The sequence below is a fragment of the Nocardia fodinahabitans genome (assembly GCF_052983615.1).
This window is the reverse complement of record NZ_JBRJJC010000001.1, coordinates 5880507-5899564: the sequence shown is the minus strand read 5'-3', so window position 1 is coordinate 5899564 and position 19058 is coordinate 5880507. Positions and strand designations below refer to the sequence as shown.

Here is a 19058-nt window from a genome sequence, read left to right as displayed (position 1 = left end):
ATTCGGCGAAATGCCATGTAGCGTCGTTGCCCGGTATTCGATGATCGGATTGGCCGCAGCAGCTCTGAGCGCGGGTGCGGTGACCAGCGCGGGAGCCCATCCCGGCAGCACCGACACCGTCGAGCAGACCTCGACCTGCGAAGCCAGACAATCGCGACAGAACGACCTAGCACTACGCTCGCCCGACCTGGCGGCCACCGGCCAGATCGACGCCGTCTTGCTCGACGAGTCCACTCGCGACCCGATCACCGGCGGCAAGGTGGTCCTGACCGGCTTCGACGCCTGTGGCGACACCATCCACCGGCACCTGTCCACCGGTGCCGACGGCCAGGTCAGCTTCCGCGGCCTGCAGCCCGGCCGCTATCAGGTGCGGGCCTATCCCGGCGAGGCGACGGCGAAGACGGTCGCCACCGCCGATGTCGAACTGTCGACGCCGACGCTGAAAACGCTGCAGTTCACGGTCGCCAGCGGCCGCCGTTAGCCGCCGTTCGGGCCGGGTGCGCGCTGCCCGGCCCGAAACCCGGTGACACCGAGCACGGCCGCACGACCCGTGATACAAATCACCCCAGAGTGAGAAGGGGTGGTTTCCGTATGGAACCAACAGCCGAACAGCGGGCAGCGCTGGGCCTGATCTGTGACACATTCCTACCGGGCGACGAGGCCGGACTACCGCCGGCGACCACCCTCGGCACGGTCGACACGATCTTGCGGATCCTGGGCCGCAATCCACGGGAAGCGGATCGCAAGCAGCTGGGAATGTTGTTGGGGCTGTGGGATTCCCGCGTCTTCGGCCTGCTGACCGGCAGTGGCTTGCGCCGGTTCTCGTCGCTGTCGCAGCAGCGGCGCGAGGCCGCGCTGCTGCGGCTGGCCGATTCCGGGCTGGCACCGGCACGCGCGGTGTTCCAGGCGCTCGAGCAGGCCTCGCTGCTGGCCTACTACGTGACCCCCGGCCCGACCGGGACGAACCCGCTGTGGGAACAGATCGGCTATCCCACCCCGACCGGACCGCTGGCGAACGCTCCCGCGCCCGCGCTCACGCCACAGCGATTCACCGAATCCACCACGCTCGACTGCGATGTCGTCGTGGTCGGCTCGGGCGCCGGTGGCGGCGCGGCGGCCGCGGTGCTGGCCGAAGCCGGCCTCGACGTGGTGGTGCTCGAACGCGGAAACTACTACGACGACAAGGATTTCGGCAACGGCGAGCTCGACGCGCTGACCAGTCTGTACGCCGCCGGTCCGCCGGCGTCGGCGGAGGGGCAGATCACGCTGGTGGCGGGGTCCTGTCTCGGCGGCGGCACCGTGGTCAACTGGAGTACCTCGCTGCCCACCCCCGACCATGTCCGCAAGGAATGGGCCGAATCGGGTGTCCCGCAGTTCGCCGACGACGAGTTCGGTGACGCGCTCGACACGGTGCAGCGCCGGATCGGGGTGACCAGCGGACGATCGCCGCTCTCGGCCCGCGACGGCATCCTCGAACGCGGCGCCAAGGCGCTGGGCTGGGATGTCGACACCCTGCCGCGCAACGTCGGCGACGCCTGCGACGCCGCGGTCGAATGCGGTCGGTGTGGCTACGGCTGCCGGCTCGGCGCCAAGCAGTCGGTGACCAAGACCTGGCTCCAGGACGCCGCCGGGCACGGCGCGCGCCTGGTGGTCGACGCCGACGTCCGCACGATCACGGTGAAAGCCGGTCGGGCGGAATCGGTCTCGGCCCGCACCGCCGACGGCGTCGAGATCACGGTGCGGGCGCGCGCAGTCGTCGTCGCCGCAGGCGCGATCCAGACCCCGGCGCTGCTCCAGCGGTCGGGCCTGCGCAACAAGAACATCGGCAAGCACCTGCGCCTGCATCCCGCCGCCGCGGTGTTCGGGGTGTTCGAGGAAGAGATCCGGCCCTGGGAGGGCGCGCTGCAGGCGCGCATCAGCAGGCAGCACGCCGATCTCGACGGCAACGGCTACGGCGTCATCTACGAGACCGGACCGATCCATCCCGGCCTGGCGACCGGGTTCATGAGCTGGCGCGGCGCGGCCGCGCACCGCGCCACCATGCTCGAGTTCGCCCGCACCACCTCGATCGGCGTGATCACCCGCGACCGCGATCCCGGCACCGTCTCGATCGATAGCAGCGGTGAAGCGGTGGTGAAGTACCGGCTCTCCGACTACGACGCGAACCACCTGCACACCGGCATCGTCGGCGCGGCCTCGGTGCTCGAAGCCGCTGGCGCGCAACGCATCTACTCCGGTCATCAGGCGGGTGTCTCGTTCGAGCCCGGCGTGCGCGGCTCGCTCACGGAGTTCGACGCGGCCTGCAAGAAGGCGGGCTACGGGCCGGGCCGGTGCTCGCTGGGCGCGCTGCACATCATGGGCTCGGCCCGGATGGGCGGCAGCGCGGAGCTGTCGGCGACCAATCCGGACGGCGTCACCTGGGACGTGGACAACATCGTCGTGGCCGACGGATCCAGCTTCCCCACCGCCCCGGGCGTGAACCCGATGGTGACCATCGAGGCGATCGGCTACATGAACGCCAAGCGACTGGCGGCCAGGCTCACCTAGCCGTCGACCCGGCGGATCCCCGCGAGGACGGCGCGCAGCACCCCGAGGTCGGGACTGTCGACTGTGCGGTGCTGCGGGGCGCGGGCGATCAGCCTGCCCTCGTCGATCAGGTCGGCGATGAGCACCTTGGCCAGGTTCAGCGGCAGCCCCAGGTGCGCCGACACCTCGGCCACCGCCATCGGTGTCCGGCACAGGTCGACGATCGCGGCGTACTCGGGTTCGGCGCGGCGCAGTCGCGTGCCCGCACCGGCGTCGACGAGCAGGGTTGTGAGGTCGAGTTCGTCGCGCTCGGTCCGGCCGCGGCCGCGGGTCACCGCGTAGAGGCGCACGATCGGTCCGGCGTCCTCCTCGTACCAGTGCTCGCGCTCGTCGGTCATGCGCGCGGCGCGACGGCGGGGAACTGGCCGGAGATCGGCGCGGACTGATCGGTGGCCTCGGCCAGCGCCGAGGGAATCAGCACGATCGCGCGCACACCCCCGTAGACCGATTCGGACAGCCGCACCGAGATGTTGTGTCTGCCTGCCAGTTTCGCGACGACGAAGAGCCCGAGCCGGGAGCTGCCGGACAGCGTCGCCACACTGAATTCGGGTGGGTCGGCCAGCATCGCGTTGCGCTCGGCGAGATCGGCCTCCGGGATGCCCAGACCCTGGTCGATGATCTCCACCGCCACTCCGCGCCCGACCACGACCCCCGACACCACGACGTGCGCCTCCGGCGGCGAGAACGCCGTCGCGTTGTCCATCAGCTCGGCGAGCAGGTGGATCACGTCGGCGACGGCGTGACTGGCGATGCGCACCTCGGGCATCTGCTTGGTCTGGATCCGGGTGTAGTCCATGCTCTCCGCGATGGCACCGCGGACCAGTTCCAGCAGCGCGACGGGATTACGCCAGCGCCTGCCCGGCTGCTCGCCGCCGAGGATGATGAGGTTCTCGGCGTTGCGGCGGGTGCGGGTCGCGAGATGGTCGAGCTGGAACAGCAGTTCGAGCTGATCGGCGTTGCCCTCGTCGCGTTCGGCGCGGTCGAGCAGCGCGAGCTGGCGGTGCACGACCACCTGACTGCGGTGGGCGATATTGAGGAACACGGTATTGATGCCCGCCCTGGTCCGGGCTTCGGCGATCGCCGCCGACACCGCGGCGAGATGCGCGCGGTTGAACGCGGTCGCGACCTGGCCGAGTTCGTCGGAGCCGAAGTCCAGCCGGGAGGTCTCCGCGCGGGCCTCGACATGCTCGCCCGCCGCGAGCCTGCGCATGAGGTCGGGCATCCGCTCGTCGGCCAGTTCCAGGGTGTCGTGGCGCAACCGCCGCATGCGGGCGATGAACCGGTTGGCCAGCACCAGCGCCACCAGGAAGGCGCCCACCGCGAGCGCCGCGACGAGTGCGCCACCGAGCAGCGCGTTGCGGGTGTCGGTCTCGCCCTGCCGGCGGGCGATCACGTGCGCGTCGGCGCTCTGGTCCTCCCACAGCTGCTGCAAGGCGAGATTCACGTGCCGGGAGGCGTCCTGCCAACCCGCCAGGCTCAGCGGCAGCGCCACGTCCCCGCGATCGTCGGCGACCGGACCGCGGGTCACCAGCGCGTCCTGCATCGAGGTCACCTGCTGCCAGTCCGCGCTCGCGGTGATCGCACCGAGCTGGGCGAGCCGGGTGCCCTTCAGCACCGTGGCCGAATACGCCACCTCCCCACGGAATTCACCGACCCGGCGGCCGAAGTCGGCCAGTTCGGCGGCCGACATCCGGCCGTTGGTCAACGCCACCGAGCCGAGGGTGTCGGCCTGCGAGAGCGCCTCGGCGGCGCGCAATTGCTCGACGCCGTAACGGAGTTCGATGCCGATCTTCGCGTCCGGCGCCACCCGGGCCGCCAGCATGGACGCGGCGACGATCGTGCCGATCACCTGGGAGAAGAAGGTGAACACCCGATCCGGTGGGATCTGGAGCGCGTCCACTCCGCCGCGCACTGTCGGCACCATGGCGAAGAGCTTGTTGTAGCCCTCGATGTCGGCGGCGGAACCGTCCGGATCGAGCTCGCGCGCGGCGTCGCCCTTGGCCATCACCGCGGCGAGTGCCTCGTCGGAGCGCTGACGCGCGGTGACCAGGGCGGGCGTGGACGGCGGGTCACCGGCCAGCCGCAGCAGCGACAGCCTGCGTTCCTCCTGGAACGCCGACACCATCAGGATCGCCGGCGCGGTGGTGCTACTGGCCAGCTCGGCCCATTCGGTGGATTCGCGCGCCGAGTCCACCAGATACACCGCCCCGCCACCGCCGGTGACCAGCAGAGTCACGCTGGAGATCAGCACGATCGAGAGGAGCCGGATCCGTACGCTCACCCGGCCGCGAACACCGCGCCCGCCCCACCACGATGTCCCGAGCAACGAGCTACGCCAGTTCTTCACACCGAAACTTTCCGCTCCCGGAGCCGCCCCCGGCGCTCCGCTGCGTGCCTGCGCCCGCGAAACAGACGATCCGGCACGCTTGTCTTCGGGCCAGAGACTAACCGACCCGCCGCACCCGCGCGCGGTGTGCGAAGCACCCGAAAAAGTCGTCGTGTCAAGCAAACTCACAGCTTATGGACGGTGATCCGTCACGTGATCTCAGTGCGTGGCCGCCCGCACCCGATGCCGGGTCAGATGGCTCAGCACGGACTGGTTCGCCTCCCAGCCGTCGGGGAACTTCACCGGCACGCCGAGGTGGACCGGTTCGGCCGACGGGTGGGCGTCGAGCAGTTCGGGGATGCCGGCGCGGCCGACCAGGATGCAGGCGTGGCGGTGCCGGGAGGCGAGCACGCACAGGCGGCCCGCTTCGAGGTGGAAGGCGCTCGCGTCGCGACGGCCCGACAGCGGGTGCAGTACCAGGGTGACGTCGTACTCGCGGCCTTGCAGCCGGTTGGCGGTGTCGACGGTGACGGGCTCGGCGGCGGTGCCGCGCAGGGCGGTCCGCACCGCATCGGCCTGGTCGCGATGGGCGGTGCCGATGGCGACGCGGTCGGTGGTGACCGGGTGACTGCCCGATTCGGGAGTGCGCGGTGGCGCCGCGCTCGATCAGCCGGGCGGCGATCGCGGCGAGGGCGTGCACCGCCTCGCGATCGGTGCGCAGGGTGTGCCGGGCGGGCAGTTCGTACCAGCCCCAGCCTGTCGCGGCCGCTTCCTCGAGCACCGCGTCGATCGGTCCGCCGAGGCCGCGGGTGGTGAAATCCATACTGCGGTCACCGAATCCGGTGCCGGACTCGAAACCGGTGAACGGGTAGAAGGCCTGCGAGACGACCGGCGCCGCGGTGGCGGGCAAGCGCCATGACACCGGCAGCCGGTGGATCGGGATGTTGTCGTTGTTGGCCAGCATCACGCTCACCGCGCTCATCGTCGGATCCCAGGTGAGCCCGGCCCAGCGCGCGGTCTCGACGGTCGCGAACGGATCGAGCTGCCCCGGATCGCCGACGAACAGCCCGCGATCGAACCGATTCGCGATGCGCAACAACATGTCCGAGCGCATCTGATACGCCTCGTCGATGATCGCGTGCGACCAGCTGCCGTCGGTGATGGTGGCCCATTTGGCGGCGGTCCCGATGACGATCGTGCGATCGGCCAGGTCGGCGGGTTTGGTCGCGACGCGGACGTTCGCGTGCTGGTCGACCCGCTCGCTGGTGACGTAGGCGGTGCTGGAGAGGCGGCCGATGCGCATCGCCGGGTCGGCGCCCGCGAGACGGTCGATGAGGTCGTCGACCTGTTCGTTGGTCTGGGCGACGATCATCCGCTGGTCGTCGTCCTCGGCGAGCTGGCGGGCGGCGCGCACGACCAGTGTGGATTTGCCCGCGCCGGGCGGCGAGTCGACGACGATGGCGCGATGACTCGCGTCGCGCAGGTCGGTGAGAATGTTCGCGACGGCCTCGTCCGGCGTGGTCATTGCAGCTCCTCTCCTTCGTCGTCGGTGGGCGGCACCCATTCCGGCGGCGGGCCGCCGTGCGTCCACGGGGTGTCCTCGCGCGCGGGCAGATTCAGCTGACCGTTGAACGGCGACGGCGAGAACCGCGCGAACCCGAGGGCCTCGCCGTCGGTCGGCACCGAGCCCGGTTCGGCGACGAGCTTGCGGCCCATCCCGCCCGAGAGTTCGAGAACCATGCTGTCGCCATCGATCTCGACGACGACCCCGCTCTGCTTCGGCCGCTCCACACACGTCAGCTCCTCGCCGACGACCGCCAGGAACGGATCGGTGGTGCGGATGTGGATGTGCGGGCGCAGTTTCGGGCGCGCGCCCGAGCGGTCGACGCGGTCCGGTTCGCTGTGCACGACGGTGCCGCGAAAGGCCGCCCCGGTGACCCGATGCTCGAGCATCCGCAGCGGATCGTCGAAGGCGCACTGGGCCTGCAACGCCTCCAGCGCTCGCTCGCGTTCGAGCAGCCTGCGCACCGCGCGCACGGCGGGATCGCGCCGGGCCTGCGGCGTGCCCTCCGCCACCTCGGCCGCGAAATAGGAGAACGCGCCGCGATCGTCGGTCCACCGGTGCTCCACGCTGGCGCCCGGCGGCAGCGCGCGCAGCAGGTCGAGCGCCCGCCACATCAGCTGCCAGGTGGGTTCGAGCTGACCACGCAGCGACCGCTCGAGCCGTTCGGCGGCCACGGCTCTGGCGTTCTCGTCCACGGCGGCGTTGTAGGCGGCGATCAGCGGCGCGAGCTCCTCGTTGTCGAAGCCGGGATCGGTGGCCGGGCCCGCGGGCGGCGACTGCAACGGGTCCTCGGCGATGGCCGCGGCCTCCGCGCCGGTGCGGCCCGGCGGCGGGTCGATCCAGCCGAGCAGGGCGGCCAGATTACCGTCCTCCAGCGCGGATTGGCCGGTGGCCCAGTGCGCCGCGAGCGCCGAGGTCATCGCGGGCAGCACCGCCGAACCGGGATGTTCGGCGCGGTCGCCGAACCAGGTCAGCCAGCGGCCCAGCAGCGGAATCGATAACGGCACCGGGGTGTCGCCGTCGGTGCGGTGGAAGCGGACCGAGCGGCCCAGCAGCTTCAGGAAGTTCACCCCGCCCTCGTTCGGCGTCCAGATCTGGGGCGCGTCGAGGCAGCGGGTGTAGGTCTCACCCGCCTTGCTGGTGAGTTCCTCGCTGTCGGCCAGGAACGACGAAAGATAGGGCAGCACGATGTCGGCCAGTTGTTCGATGAACCGCAGCCGCAGGACCCGGTCACGCGGCTGCGGCACGATCAGCACGTTCTGGTCGCCGCGCGCGGTGCCGATCATGATCGCCAGCGGCGCCGCGGCCTCACCGGCCAGCCGCAGCGGCACCGCCACCAGCGGCCGCTCGGCCAGGTGCAGGTGGCGCACCGCCGCGGTCGGCTGCGCCCGGCCCGCGCGAACCGCCTCGGCCTTGGCCAGGGCCGACAGCACGCTCATGCCTCCGCCTCGCTGTCGGCTGTGCCCATCTGCCGCTCGCTGCCCTCGCTCATCCGGCGATCTCCAGCCGCAGCCGGTGCGCGGTGCGCAGCATGGCGGTGATGTCGGCGTGCTCGGGTCCCGGTTGCAGCGTCCCGTCGGCCAGACCGAGGACGGTGTGCAGGTTCTCGATGCCGCCGACCTCGTCGCACACGCCGCGGCCGAGCGCGTCGACCGAACCGCAGGTCCTGGCCTCGTCGCGGCAGGCGAACGCGAGCTCGCAGCTCGACATGCACTCGGGGGCGTACCGGGCGGGGATCGCCGCGATCGTCTTCTCCAGGTCCTCCCCCGGCGCGAAGGTGGCCTCGGGCGGCAGCAATTCGAGCAGCTCGGGAATGGCGGTGAGCCGGGTCAGCTGGCGGGAGACCACCGCGAGCTGCTTGCGCAGATCGACCAGGGCGGCCGTCGGCCGGTTGGTGAAGTCCTTCGCGCACACCAGGATCGTGTTGTGCGAGACCAGCTCCGGCGACTCGCCGATCTCGGTCATCAGCTCGCGCAACGCGATCACATACACCGCGGACTGGCGCGCCGCCGCCGCGACCTGGGCCGGGTCGGCCTGCCCGTCGATCACCGGGAACGCCTTGATCTCGACGACGTGGAACTTGCCGTCGAGCTGCACGGCGACCACGTCGGGCTCCAGATAGGCGGTGGCGCCCGCGATGTCGAGGCGCAGCATCGGATGGTCGAACAGGGTGCCGTCGCCCGCGGCGATCGTCGATTTCAGCAGCTGCCTGGTGCGCTGATATCGCACGGCGTTGCCGGTGTTCTCACCGACCGAGTTCAGGTCGTGATAGGCCACTTCGGGGATGGTGAGGCCGAGCTTGTCGCGCAGCAGCGCCAGCAGTTCCGCGCAGCCATTGGCCTTCACCATCGACTCGAAGGCGTTGCCGCGGGTAATGGCGAACTGGGACTGACCGAACTGTGGTGGGAAACCGAGCGATTGGGCGATCACGGTCTTGTCGACCGCGGCCGCGTCGAGCAGGGCGCGCCGGGCGCACCCGGGATTGGCCGTGAGCGCGGCGATGGTGCGGGCGTTGTGCCTGGTCGCGGGCGCCGCGCCGCGCAACTGGTCCAGCTGTGCTGCGAGAGTGCTCATTTCACCTCGATTCGTCGCCGGTCGGCCACCCCGAGCCGAACACCGAATAGTTGTGCGGCCGGATCGGCCAGCTGTTCGGCCGCCCGGCGCGCGGCCGCGTCGCGCTGCCGTGCGTCCTCGTCCTCGTGGACCGCCAGCTCACGCCGGGCGGCCTCGATCACCTCCGCCGGATCAAGCATGTCCGGCGCGCCGGACACGCCAGGAATCGATACGGCGAGCCGCCACAGTACGCGCTGTCCGGCCTGTGTCGCGGCAGGCTGCGCCGAAAGATGCCCGGCCAGGCGGATCGCCGAGATCAACAGGCCGACACGCGGACTCAGCGGACCCACCATCCGGCGCTCCAGCGGCCACGAACTGACCGCCAGCAACCCCCGCGCCTGCGACAGCAGATCCGTCGTGAGCGCCGCGCACAGGTAGTACGGGCGGGCATAGGGCGCCGAACGGAACGAGCGTTCCTCGTCGCGGCGCAGGCTGGTGAGCCGGGCGGGCAGCAGTTCGCCGGAGAAGAATGCCTCGTGCACGGCCAGCACGAGTTTGGGCGAGGACGGCACCGACAGCAGCGTCAGCGCGCGGTGCACGTGCTCGCGCACCGGCACGGCGGGCGCGTCGGCCCGCTCCGGCGCGTCGGCTGGTTCCGGGATCGAGCCGAGGACGACCGCGTCCCAGGCGGATTCGGTCTTGCGCAGCTGTGCGCGCAGCTGACGGGCGGTCGCGCGGTCACCGGACGCGGCGGCACGGCGCACCTCGGCGCGGAGGTCGGCGATGCGCTCCTCCAGCTCCTCGGCCGTGTCCGTCACGAGCGTGAGCGTATTCAGCGGTTCCAGTGTTGTCCAGTGTTTGCCAGTATTCACCACCGGATTGCCGCGCGGCCCACAACGCGGATCCGCCCCCGTAGCCCGGGGTCACCAGAATTTGCCCTCCGCCGCCGGACGGCGTAGCACTGCGGGACGGTACGGGTCAGCCTCGGTGCCACATGGGCAGCAGGGTCGGTCCGCCGTCGGGCAACTCGATCGGATCACCCTCGTGCGCGAATCCGTGGCGGGCGTAGAGCCGCGACGACCGGACCGTGCTGGCTTCCAGGAACGCCGTTTCGCCGGCGTCGGCACACGCCGCGAGCCGGTCGGCGAGGATCGCGCCGCCCGCGCCTTTGCCCCGATGTTCGGGCACGGTGACGATGACATGCAGGTAGCGGTGCGGGAATTCGCGCGGATGCGCGGCGGCGACCAGGCTCGACACCGCCGCCATCCGCTGGAACGACACGACATCGGGCGCCGCCTCCAGCAGCGCGCGCGCTTCGTCGGCTTCGGCGGCGAGCCGGTCGGCGGAGGTGACCGTCTGCCACAGCGACACCGCCCAGATGTCCTCGCCGTCGCCCGCGACCCACACCTCGTCCTCGGCCATGGCCTTCGCCACGAACTGCGGTCCGAACGTGGTGCGATAGGCCTGCTCGACCTCCGGGTCGCCGGCCCGGATCCACGCCGAGACGACCTCGTCCAGGCTCGCCGCGACGAAAGCGTCGGCGACGGCGGCGAGCTCGTCGGGTCGGGCCTGTCTGACGTGGGCATTCATCGGTCTCTCCTCCTGGGTGAACAGCGTCCGTAGTCGCCAATCTAGGAGTGCGACAGCAGGGTTACGAGGATTTCGTCACACTGGTTGGTGTGCGGAAATCGACGCTGTGCGTGCACTGTGGACGCGAGGTGGAGCAGGCCGACCGAGGCAGGGTGCGCCGCTATTGCTCACGGTCGTGTCAGGGGCGGGCCTACCGGGCCCGCCGGGACCGGCGCCCGCCGGTGCGCCGCGCCCGGCCGACGAGGTTGTCCCCGGTCCACATCGCCGCCACGGCGATCGAGGTCGCCGACCGGGACGGGCTCGACGGCCTCACCATGCGCCGCCTGGCCGGCGAACTCGGCGTCGCGACCGCCGCGCTGTACCGGCACTTCCCGGATCGCGAGGCCCTGCTGGCGGCGATGACGGAACTGGCCCTCGCGGAAATACCCGCACCCGCGCCTGCTCCGCACTGGCGGGCGGTGCTGGCGACCGAAGCCGACGGGGAATGGCGGCTCTACCGGCGTCATCCGTGGATCCTCACCGTGCTCGCCCGCACTCGGCCGCCGCTGGGCCCAGCCCTGCTCGACTCGCTGGAACGCTCTTTCGCCGCGCTCGACGAACTCGACCTGACCAGCGCCGAGATGCTCACGATCTATCTCGCCTACTCCGGCATGGTCCAGGGACTGGCGCTGATGTGGAGCACCGATCGCGGCGACCGCATCGGTGCCGCGGCGATCGCGACCGCCGACCCGGTGCGCGCCGAACTCGCCGAACTCCTCGACCCGCGCGCCCGCCCGGTGCTGCACCGGATGTTCGCCGCCGAGCCACACGGACCCGACCTCTCCTTCGACGAACTGCTCACCGCCGGTGTCGCACTACTGCTCGACGGCGTCGCGATGCGGCACCCGAGGCCGACCGCATAATCTGGGGCGATGACCGCTGTTGCAGATCGTTCACTCGGACCGGAATTGGCACGTACCGAAACCATCAACCCGGACACCGATGTATTGGTGATCGGCTTGACATCCTCGGAGAACGGACCGGCCATCGTCCCCGCCGACCTGTTCGGCGACGTGCTCACCGCCGAGGTTCGCGCGGAGCTGCTCGATGCTCTCGGCGCGGTCGGCGCGAAGGGCAAGCCCGAGGAACTCACCCGGGTGCCCGCGCCCGCGGCCCTGGCCGATGTGACCAGCGTGCTCGCGGTCGGCCTCGGCGCGGCCGACAAGGTCGACGCCGAGCAGGTGCGCCGCAGCGCCGGTGTGGCCGGGCGCGCGCTCAGCGGCACCGAACTCGTCGCGACCACCCTCTCGGGCGTCGACCTCGCCGCCGCGGCGGAGGGCTTCTATCTCGGCGCGTACACCTTCACCTCCTTCAAATCGGCCAAGAGCGCGCCGAAGCCGGACGAGCAGCCGGTGCTGCGCGTCGAATTGCTGGTTCCCGAGCCCGAATTCGGTGTGCTGGAACTGCTGCGCGGCCAGCTCGTCGCCGAAGCCGTCGCGACCGCGCGCGATTTCGTCAACACGCCGCCGAGCGCGCTGTACCCGGCCGAGTTCGCCGAGCGGGCCCGCGTGCTCGCCGAGGCAGCCGGGCTCGAGGTCGAGGTGCTCGACGAGGAGGCGCTCGCCGCGGGCGGCTACGGCGGCATCGTCGGCGTCGGCCAGGGCTCGGCGCGACCGCCGCGCCTGGTGCGCATCACCTACGCGGGTGGCCCCAAGAAGATCGCGCTCGTCGGCAAGGGCATCACCTTCGACACCGGTGGCATCTCGATCAAGCCCGCGGCCAACATGGAGAACATGACCTCCGACATGGCGGGCGCCGCGGCGGTCATCGCGACCACCCTGCTGGCCGCCCGGCTCGGCCTGCCGGTCACCGTCACCGCGACCGTGCCGATGGCCGAGAACATGCCCTCGGCTACCGCGCAGCGCCCCGGCGACGTGCTCACCCAGTACGGCGGCACCACCGTCGAGGTGCTCAACACCGACGCCGAGGGCAGGCTCATCCTGGCCGACGCGATCGTGCGCGCCGCCGAGGACGAGCCCGACTACCTGATCGACGTCGCCACCCTGACCGGTGCCCAGATGGTCGCCCTCGGCACCCGCACGCCCGGCGTGATGGGCACCGAGGAGTTCCGCGACCGCGTCGCCGCCGCGTCGCGGTCGGTCGGTGAGCACGGCTGGGCGATGCCGCTGCCCGCCGAGCTGCGCGCCGATCTCAACTCCAAGGTCGCCGACCTGGCCAATGTCGCACCGCACCGGTGGGGCGGAATGCTCTCGGCCGCACTGTTCCTCAAGGAGTTCGTGCCCGAGGGCGTGCAGTGGGCGCACCTGGATGTCGCGGGTCCGGCGTACAACACCGGCGGGCCGTTCGGCTACATCGGCAAGGGCGGCACCGGTGTCCCGGTGCGCACCCTGATCACCGTGATCGAGGAGATCGGCGCGGAGTAGTCACTCCTGCTGTTCCCTGGCCCGCCGCTGCTCGATGCGGCGGCGGGCATCGTAGTCGCGCATGCGCTGTGGATAGCCCGTGCGGTTGACGTCGTAGACCGGAATCTTCAGCGCGCCGGCCAATCGCCGCGCACCCCGCTCACCGACGATGCGCCGGGTCCATTCACCGTCCGAAGCGACCAGAACCGCTGTGACATCGGTCACAGCGGTTTTCGGTTCGACGAACGCCTCGACGCCGCGCCGGGCGCGCGCCCAGTCGGCGAGCGCGGCGATCTCCGACGCGCTGTCGCGAGCGACTGTCCTGCTCCGGCCGCGCGCACCGCGGAAACGATCCAGCAAACCCACCGGTAACAACCTCCTGCGCTCCGACGGAAATCTGCTCACCGCCGTACATTCCATGGTGCCAGCTCTGCCCGGAATGCCGCCCTGCGCTACGTCGGTGACGAGCGGGTGCAAGGATGGTTGCCGGAACAAGAAACCGACGATTCCCGGACGCCTCGCTCTTACGGCGGGGTGGACGTACGCCGCGACCCGCGACGGGTGTCTGCCGGGGTCGAAGCACTGTTGTATTACCCGTCTAACAGTCAGATCAGAGGAGACAGAGGACATGGCCTTCTCCGTCCAGATGCCGGCTCTTGGTGAGAGCGTCACCGAGGGAACGGTGACCAGGTGGCTGAAGCAGGAAGGAGACACGGTCGAGGTCGACGAACCGCTGCTCGAAGTCTCCACCGACAAAGTCGATACCGAGATCCCGTCGCCCACCGCCGGTGTGCTGTCGAAGATCGTCGCCCAGGAAGACGACGTCGTCGAGGTCGGCGGTGAGCTCGGTGTGATCAGCGACGCCGGCGAAGCCGCCGCTGCCGCTCCCGCACCGGCTGCCGCGCCTGCCGAACCCGCTCCGGCTCCGGCCCCCGCGCCTGCCCCCGCCGCCGCGGCTCCCGCCCCGGCCCCGGCACCCGCGCCCGCCGCTGCCCCCGCCGCCGCTTCCGGCACGCCCGTGAAGATGCCCGAACTCGGCGAGTCGGTCACCGAAGGCACCGTGACCCGCTGGCTCAAGGCCGTGGGTGACACCGTCGCCGTCGACGAGCCGCTGCTCGAGGTGTCCACCGACAAGGTCGACACCGAGATCCCGTCGCCCGTCGCCGGCACGCTGCTGGAGATCTCGGCGCAGGAAGACGACATCATCGCCGTCGGTGGTCAGCTGGGTGTGATCGGTAGCGGTGCTCCCGCGGCCGCTCCGGCTCCCGCGCCTGCTCCCGCTCCGGCCCCGGCTCCCGCGCCCGCTCCGGCTCCCGCGCCCGCCGCGGCGGCTCCCGCCCCGGCTCCGGCACCTGCCCCCGCGCCGGCTCCCGCGCCTGCTCCGGCTCCCGCGTCGGCTCCTGCCCCGGCGGCCACCGCCAACGGCAGCGCCCCGTATGTGACCCCGCTGGTCCGCAAGCTGGCCGACGAGAACAACGTCGACCTGGCGACCCTCACCGGTTCCGGTGTCGGTGGCCGCATCCGCAAGCAGGATGTGCTCGCCGCCGCCGAGGCCAAGAAGGCGCCCGCGCCCGCCGCGGCTCCGGCCGCCGCTGCCGCGCCCGCCGCCCCGGCCAAGCAGGCCGCCGCGCCGAAGCTGGCCGGTCTGGTCGGTACCACGCAGAAGGCCAGCCGGATCCGGCAGATCACCGCGACCAAGACGCGCGAATCGCTGCAGACCACCGCGCAGCTGACCCAGGTCCACGAGGCCGACGTCACCAAGATCGCGCATCTGCGTCAGCTCGCCAAGGCCTCGTTCAAGTCGCGTGAGGGCGTCAACCTGACGTACCTGCCGTTCTTCGCGAAGGCCGTGGTCGAGGCGCTCGGTGTGCACCCGAACGTGAACGCCTCCTACAACGAGGACACCAAGGAGATCACCTACCACGCGTCGGTGCACCTGGGTATCGCGGTCGACACCGAGCAGGGTCTGCTCTCGCCGGTCATCCACAACGCCAGCGACCTGTCGCTGGCCGGGCTGGCCCGCGCGATCGCCGACATCGCCACCCGCGCCCGCACCGGTGGCCTGAAGCCGGACGAGCTGTCCGGCGGCACCTTCACCATCACCAATATCGGCTCCGAGGGCGCGCTGTTCGACACCCCGATCCTGCTTCCGCCGCAGGCGGGCATGCTCGGCACCGGCGCGATCATCAAGCGCCCGGTGGTGGTGACCGACGAGGCCGGTAGCGAGTCCATCGGCGTGCGCTCGATGGTGTACCTGCCGCTGACCTACGATCACCGGCTCATCGACGGCGCCGACGCCGGTCGCTTCCTCACCACCATCCGGCACCGGTTGGAAGAGGCGGCGTTCGAGGCCGATCTCGGTCTGTAGTCGAGGAATCCGGCCGAAGATGAAGGTGGTGATCGCCGGTTCGTCCGGGCTGATCGGGACAGCGCTCGTCGCGGCTCTGCGCCGCGACGGGCACGAGGTGTCGCGATTGGTGCGCCGCGCTCCCGCGGCACCGGACGAATTCGCGTGGGATCCCGCGCGCGCCCAGCTCGACGAGCGGGCGTTGCGCGGGGCCGACGCGGTGGTGAACCTGTGCGGCGCGAGCATCGGCGCGCGCCGATGGAACGGCAGTTACAAGCAGTTGCTGCGCGACAGCCGGATCACCCCCACCGACGTCCTGGCCACCGCGGTCGCCGCCGCCGCGGTGCCGACGCTGGTCAACGCCAGCGGCGTGCACTACTACGGCGGCGACACCGGCGACGCGGTGGTCGACGAGACCTCCCCCGCCGGAACCGGTTTCCTCGCGACCCTGTGCCGCGACTGGGAAGCCGCGACCGAACCGGCCAGTTCGGCGGGCGTGCGCACCGTCCTGGTCCGCAGCGCCGTGGTCCTGGCCCGCAACGGCGGCATGCTGAGCATGCTGCAACCGCTGTACTGGCTGGGCCTGGGCGGACGCCTCGGCAGCGGCCGCCAGTACACCCCGTGGGTCTCCCTCGACGACGAGGTCGGCGCGATCGTGTTCGCGCTCACCCATGCCGAGGTCGACGGCCCGATCAACGCCGCCGGTCCGGCACCGGTCACCAACGCGGAGTTCAACCGCGCTCTCGGCCGCGCCCTGCACCGGCCCACCCCGCTACTCGTCCCCGGTTTCGCCCTGCGCGCCCTGGTCGGCGAGTTCGCCGACGAGGCCATCCTGCACGGCCCGCGCGCCATCCCCGCCGCGCTGGAGCAGGCGGGCTACACCTTCCAGCACCCCACGATCGGCGCCGCGCTGGCCGCGGCCGTCGGTCGCCCCGGAGATCACTGATGTTCATCCGCGACGCCGACAAGGCCGACCTCCCCGCCGTCCTCGCGATCCACAACACCAATATCGCGTCCTCGACCGCGATCTGGGACACCGACGAGGTCGACCTCGACGACCGCCTCATCTGGTTCGCCGATCGCACGGCCGCGGGCATGCCGATCCTGATCGCCGAGATCGACGGCGAGGTCGCCGGGTACGCCTCCTACGGCCAGTGGCGACCGAAAACCGGCTACCGCTTCTCCGTCGAGAATTCCGTCTATGTCGCCGAGCGCTTCCAGCGTCGCGGCGTCGCCACCGCGCTGCTCACCGAACTCATCGCGCGCGCCACCGATTCCGGCCGTGTGCACGCCATGATCGCGGCGATCGAATCGAGCAATACCGGTTCCGTCGCCCTGCACGAGCGCTTCGGCTTCCGCACCGTCGGCGAACTGCCGGAAGTCGGCCACAAGTTCGGCCGCTGGATGGACCTGACCCTGATGCAGCGCACCTTCGCGCTGGACGTCTGACCAGCCGACCCGCGCGTCCCGACCGGTCTTCACCTTCGGTGGCCCGTGGGCGTAACGTCAGGACGGTGAACGACACGCGCCCCACCGCGTCCGCTCGATTCGATTCGACCCCGATCGTGGTCGAGGATCTCGGACTCATCGAATACAACGCCGCCTGGGAGCTGCAACGGCAGATCGCCGACGAGCGCGCCGCAGGCGAAGGTGCCGACAAGCTCTTCCTACTCGAGCACCCGTCGGTCTACACCGCGGGCCGCCGCACCGAGACCGAGGACATGCCGATCGACGGCAGCCCGGTGGTGCAGGTCGACCGCGGCGGCAAGATCACCTGGCACGGCCCTGGCCAGCTCGTCGGCTATCCGATCATCCGGCTGGCCGAGCCCGTCGACGTCGTGCAGTACGTGCGCCGGCTGGAAGAGGCCCTGATCCAGGTGGTCTCCGGGCTCGGGATCGAGTGCGGCCGGGTCGAGGGCCGCTCGGGCGTGTGGCTCCCCGCCACCGAGTGGTTGGCCGAACGCAAGATCGCCGCGATCGGCGTGCGCGTGCAGCGCGGCGTCGCCCTGCACGGCATCTCGCTGAACTGCAACTCCGCGCTCGACGGCTTCCAGGCGATCGTGCCGTGCGGTATCAAGGACGCCGGCGTCACCACGCTGACCCGCGAGCTCGGCCGCGAGGTCACCGTCACCGAGATCAAGCCGCTCGTCGCGGCCGCGATCGTTGCCGCGCTGGACGGCGAAATTCCCGTTCAGCCGCATGACATTGATCGCACCACCACCGCCGCGACCGTCGTCGCCCCGAGCGTAGAGTCGGTGCGGTGAGCTCCGTAGACGCCTCTGCCCCCGCCGGACGCAAGCTGCTGCGCATCGAAGCGCGCAACGCGGAGACCCCGATCGAGCGCAAACCCAAGTGGATTCGCACCCGCGCCACCATGGGCCCGGAGTACACCGAGCTCAAGGGCCTGGTGAAACGCGAAGGCCTGCACACGGTCTGTGAGGAAGCGGGCTGCCCCAACATCTTCGAATGCTGGGAAGACCGCGAGGCCACCTTCCTCATCGGCGGTGAGCAGTGCACCCGTCGCTGCGACTTCTGCCAGATCGACACCGGCAAGCCCGCAGCCCTCGACCGCGACGAGCCCCGCCGTGTCGCCGAGAGCGTCCAGGCCATGGGCCTGCGCTACTCCACCATCACCGGCGTCGCCCGCGACGACCTCGACGACGGCGGCGCCTGGCTCTACGCCGAGACCGTGCGCGCCATCAAGGCGCTCAACCCCGGCACCGGCGTCGAGCTGCTCATCCCCGACTTCAACGCCGACCCCGACCAGCTCGCCGAGGTCTTCTCGACCCGGCCCGAGGTGCTGGCGCACAACTTGGAGACGGTGCCGCGCATCTTCAAGCGCATCCGCCCCGCCTTCCGCTACGAGCGCTCGCTGGCCGTGCTCACCGCCGCCCGCGAGGCCGGCCTGGTGACCAAGTCCAACCTCATCCTCGGCATGGGCGAGACCCCGGAGGAGGTCACCGCCGCGATGCGTGACCTGCACGAGGCGGGCTGCGACATTCTGACCATCACCCAGTACCTGCGCCCGTCCCCGCGCCACCACCCGGTCGATCGCTGGGTGAAGCCGGAGGAGTTCGTCGAGCACTCCAAGGTCGCCGAGGAGCTCGGCTTCGCCGGTGTGATGGCGGGCCCGCTGGTCCGTTCCTCCTACCGCGCCGGCCGCCTCTACGCCCAAGCCATGGCGCACCACGGCCGCGAGATCCCCGAGGCGATGACCCACCTGGCCCAGGAAGGCACCGCCTCCCAGGAAGCCAGCTCGGTCCTGGCCCGCTACGGCAGCTGACGGTGCCGGGCCAGGGCTCGGTGAGCCCTGGCCCCTCAGTAGACTAAGGGTCCCCTCACCCCCTGGAAGGACCCATGTCGAAGTTCGAGAACGTCTCCGTCGTGAAGAAGGCCAACGTCTATTTCGACGGCAAGTGCGTCAGCCACAACATCGAGCTGCCCGACGGCACCTCGAAGTCCGTCGGCGTGATCCTGCCCGCCACCCTGACCTTCACCACCGGCGCCCCCGAGATCATGGAGCTCATCGAGGGCGAGGCGAAGGTGACCCTCCCCGGTGAGTCCGAGCCGAAGGTCTTCCGTGGCGGCGAGTCGTTCTCGGTCCCCGGCAACAGCGCCTTCGATATCGAGGTCGTCGAAACCCTGCACTACGTCTGCCATTTCGGCTGATCGTCGGCACGGCGAAGGGCG

The 19058-nt window shown here is 70.8% G+C and carries 18 protein-coding genes; 10 read left to right on the top strand and 8 right to left on the bottom strand.

Annotated elements, in window-relative coordinates; translation table 11 throughout:
- Positions 1-49: 49 nt before the first annotated feature.
- Together NV348_RS27735 and NV348_RS27730 are read left to right on the top strand one after the other, a co-directional pair.
- A complete protein-coding gene (locus tag NV348_RS27735) occupies positions 50-481 on the top strand; it encodes a hypothetical protein (protein ID WP_447149485.1) in 432 nt (143 codons plus the stop codon).
- A 110-nt stretch (positions 482-591) separates the two neighbouring features.
- Positions 592-2547 (top strand): GMC family oxidoreductase N-terminal domain-containing protein, encoded by a 1956-nt coding sequence (locus NV348_RS27730; RefSeq protein ID WP_447149484.1) that lies wholly within the window; start codon positions 592-594, stop codon positions 2545-2547.
- On the opposite strand, the gene NV348_RS27725 is transcribed toward NV348_RS27730, so the two are convergent.
- The 7 genes from NV348_RS27725 to NV348_RS27695 all read right to left on the bottom strand — a co-directional run bounded on the left by NV348_RS27725 (position 2544) and on the right by NV348_RS27695 (position 10619).
- Entirely contained in the window at positions 2544-2924 is a 381-nt protein-coding gene (locus tag NV348_RS27725; protein WP_447149483.1) for a DUF742 domain-containing protein, read from the bottom strand. The genes NV348_RS27730 and NV348_RS27725 overlap by 4 nt on opposite strands.
- Complete coding sequence (locus NV348_RS27720) at positions 2921-4867, bottom strand: sensor histidine kinase (protein WP_447149482.1); 1947 nt, start codon at positions 4865-4867, stop codon at positions 2921-2923. Before NV348_RS27720 ends, NV348_RS27725 begins: the two co-directional genes overlap by 4 nt.
- Before the next feature lie 220 nt (positions 4868-5087).
- Positions 5088-6437, bottom strand: coding sequence for an AAA family ATPase (locus tag NV348_RS27715; protein WP_447149481.1), 1350 nt, complete (start codon positions 6435-6437; stop codon positions 5088-5090).
- Positions 6434-7915, bottom strand: a complete 1482-nt coding sequence (locus NV348_RS27710) for a hypothetical protein (RefSeq protein WP_447149480.1) — start codon at positions 7913-7915, stop codon at positions 6434-6436. The genes NV348_RS27715 and NV348_RS27710 overlap by 4 nt, the downstream gene beginning before the upstream one ends.
- Before the next feature lie 49 nt (positions 7916-7964).
- Positions 7965-9050 carry a hypothetical protein gene (locus NV348_RS27705; protein ID WP_218717152.1) on the bottom strand — a complete coding sequence of 362 codons (1086 nt, stop codon included), beginning with the start codon at positions 9048-9050 and terminating at the stop codon, positions 7965-7967.
- Positions 9047-9847, bottom strand: a complete 801-nt coding sequence (locus NV348_RS27700) for a hypothetical protein (protein WP_447149479.1) — start codon at positions 9845-9847, stop codon at positions 9047-9049. Before NV348_RS27700 ends, NV348_RS27705 begins: the two co-directional genes overlap by 4 nt.
- 160 nt (positions 9848-10007) lie before the next feature.
- Positions 10008-10619, bottom strand: coding sequence for a GNAT family N-acetyltransferase (locus NV348_RS27695; RefSeq protein WP_447149478.1), 612 nt, complete (start codon positions 10617-10619; stop codon positions 10008-10010).
- A gap of 89 nt (positions 10620-10708) precedes the next feature.
- Between NV348_RS27695 and NV348_RS27690 the strand changes: the two genes are divergently transcribed.
- Both NV348_RS27690 and NV348_RS27685 read left to right on the top strand, forming a co-directional pair.
- Entirely contained in the window at positions 10709-11521 is an 813-nt protein-coding gene (locus NV348_RS27690; RefSeq protein ID WP_447149477.1) for a TetR family transcriptional regulator, read from the top strand.
- Between the two features lie 9 nt (positions 11522-11530).
- Positions 11531-13042, top strand: a complete 1512-nt coding sequence (locus NV348_RS27685; RefSeq protein ID WP_447149476.1) for a leucyl aminopeptidase — start codon at positions 11531-11533, stop codon at positions 13040-13042.
- Here NV348_RS27685 and NV348_RS27680 read toward each other — a convergent pair whose 3' ends face one another.
- Positions 13043-13387: an oxidoreductase gene (locus tag NV348_RS27680; protein ID WP_447149475.1), complete on the bottom strand. Its 345-nt coding sequence runs from the start codon at positions 13385-13387 to the stop codon at positions 13043-13045.
- A 262-nt stretch (positions 13388-13649) separates the two neighbouring features.
- Here NV348_RS27680 and sucB point away from each other — a divergent pair, with 262 nt between their 5' ends.
- The 6 genes from sucB (at position 13650) to ppnP (ending at position 19037) form a co-directional block, all read left to right on the top strand.
- Entirely contained in the window at positions 13650-15389 is a 1740-nt protein-coding gene (gene sucB / locus NV348_RS27675) for a 2-oxoglutarate dehydrogenase, E2 component, dihydrolipoamide succinyltransferase (RefSeq protein WP_447149474.1), read from the top strand.
- Positions 15390-15408: 19 nt separating this feature from the next.
- Positions 15409-16314 (top strand): TIGR01777 family oxidoreductase, encoded by a 906-nt coding sequence (locus tag NV348_RS27670; RefSeq protein ID WP_447149473.1) that lies wholly within the window; start codon positions 15409-15411, stop codon positions 16312-16314.
- Entirely contained in the window at positions 16314-16817 is a 504-nt protein-coding gene (locus NV348_RS27665; RefSeq protein WP_447149472.1) for a GNAT family N-acetyltransferase, read from the top strand. Before NV348_RS27670 ends, NV348_RS27665 begins: the two co-directional genes overlap by 1 nt.
- Positions 16818-16882: 65 nt before the next feature.
- Positions 16883-17632 carry a lipoyl(octanoyl) transferase LipB gene (gene lipB / locus NV348_RS27660; RefSeq protein WP_447149471.1) on the top strand — a complete coding sequence of 250 codons (750 nt, stop codon included), beginning with the start codon at positions 16883-16885 and terminating at the stop codon, positions 17630-17632.
- Complete coding sequence (gene lipA / locus NV348_RS27655; RefSeq protein WP_447149470.1) at positions 17629-18651, top strand: lipoyl synthase; 1023 nt, start codon at positions 17629-17631, stop codon at positions 18649-18651. The genes lipB and lipA overlap by 4 nt, the downstream gene beginning before the upstream one ends.
- 74 nt (positions 18652-18725) lie before the next feature.
- Positions 18726-19037, top strand: coding sequence for a pyrimidine/purine nucleoside phosphorylase (ppnP, locus tag NV348_RS27650; RefSeq protein ID WP_447149469.1), 312 nt, complete (start codon positions 18726-18728; stop codon positions 19035-19037).
- Positions 19038-19058: the final 21 nt, after the last annotated feature.

Bases quoted from the DNA above. Each gene is read 5' to 3' on its own strand.
- NV348_RS27730 (WP_447149484.1), top strand. From the start codon at position 592: ATGGAACCAACAGCCGAACAGCGGGCAGCGCTGGGCCTGATCTGTGAC.
- NV348_RS27725 (WP_447149483.1), bottom strand. From the start codon at position 2,924: ATGACCGACGAGCGCGAGCACTGGTACGAGGAGGACGCCGGACCGATC.
- NV348_RS27715 (WP_447149481.1), bottom strand. From the start codon at position 6,437: ATGACCACGCCGGACGAGGCCGTCGCGAACATTCTCACCGACCTGCGC.
- NV348_RS27710 (WP_447149480.1), bottom strand. From the start codon at position 7,915: ATGAGCGTGCTGTCGGCCCTGGCCAAGGCCGAGGCGGTTCGCGCGGGC.
- NV348_RS27705 (WP_218717152.1), bottom strand. From the start codon at position 9,050: ATGAGCACTCTCGCAGCACAGCTGGACCAGTTGCGCGGCGCGGCGCCC.
- NV348_RS27695 (WP_447149478.1), bottom strand. From the start codon at position 10,619: ATGAATGCCCACGTCAGACAGGCCCGACCCGACGAGCTCGCCGCCGTC.
- NV348_RS27685 (WP_447149476.1), top strand. From the start codon at position 11,531: ATGACCGCTGTTGCAGATCGTTCACTCGGACCGGAATTGGCACGTACC.
- sucB (WP_447149474.1), top strand. From the start codon at position 13,650: ATGGCCTTCTCCGTCCAGATGCCGGCTCTTGGTGAGAGCGTCACCGAG.
- NV348_RS27670 (WP_447149473.1), top strand. From the start codon at position 15,409: ATGAAGGTGGTGATCGCCGGTTCGTCCGGGCTGATCGGGACAGCGCTC.
- NV348_RS27665 (WP_447149472.1), top strand. From the start codon at position 16,314: ATGTTCATCCGCGACGCCGACAAGGCCGACCTCCCCGCCGTCCTCGCG.
- ppnP (WP_447149469.1), top strand. From the start codon at position 18,726: ATGTCGAAGTTCGAGAACGTCTCCGTCGTGAAGAAGGCCAACGTCTAT.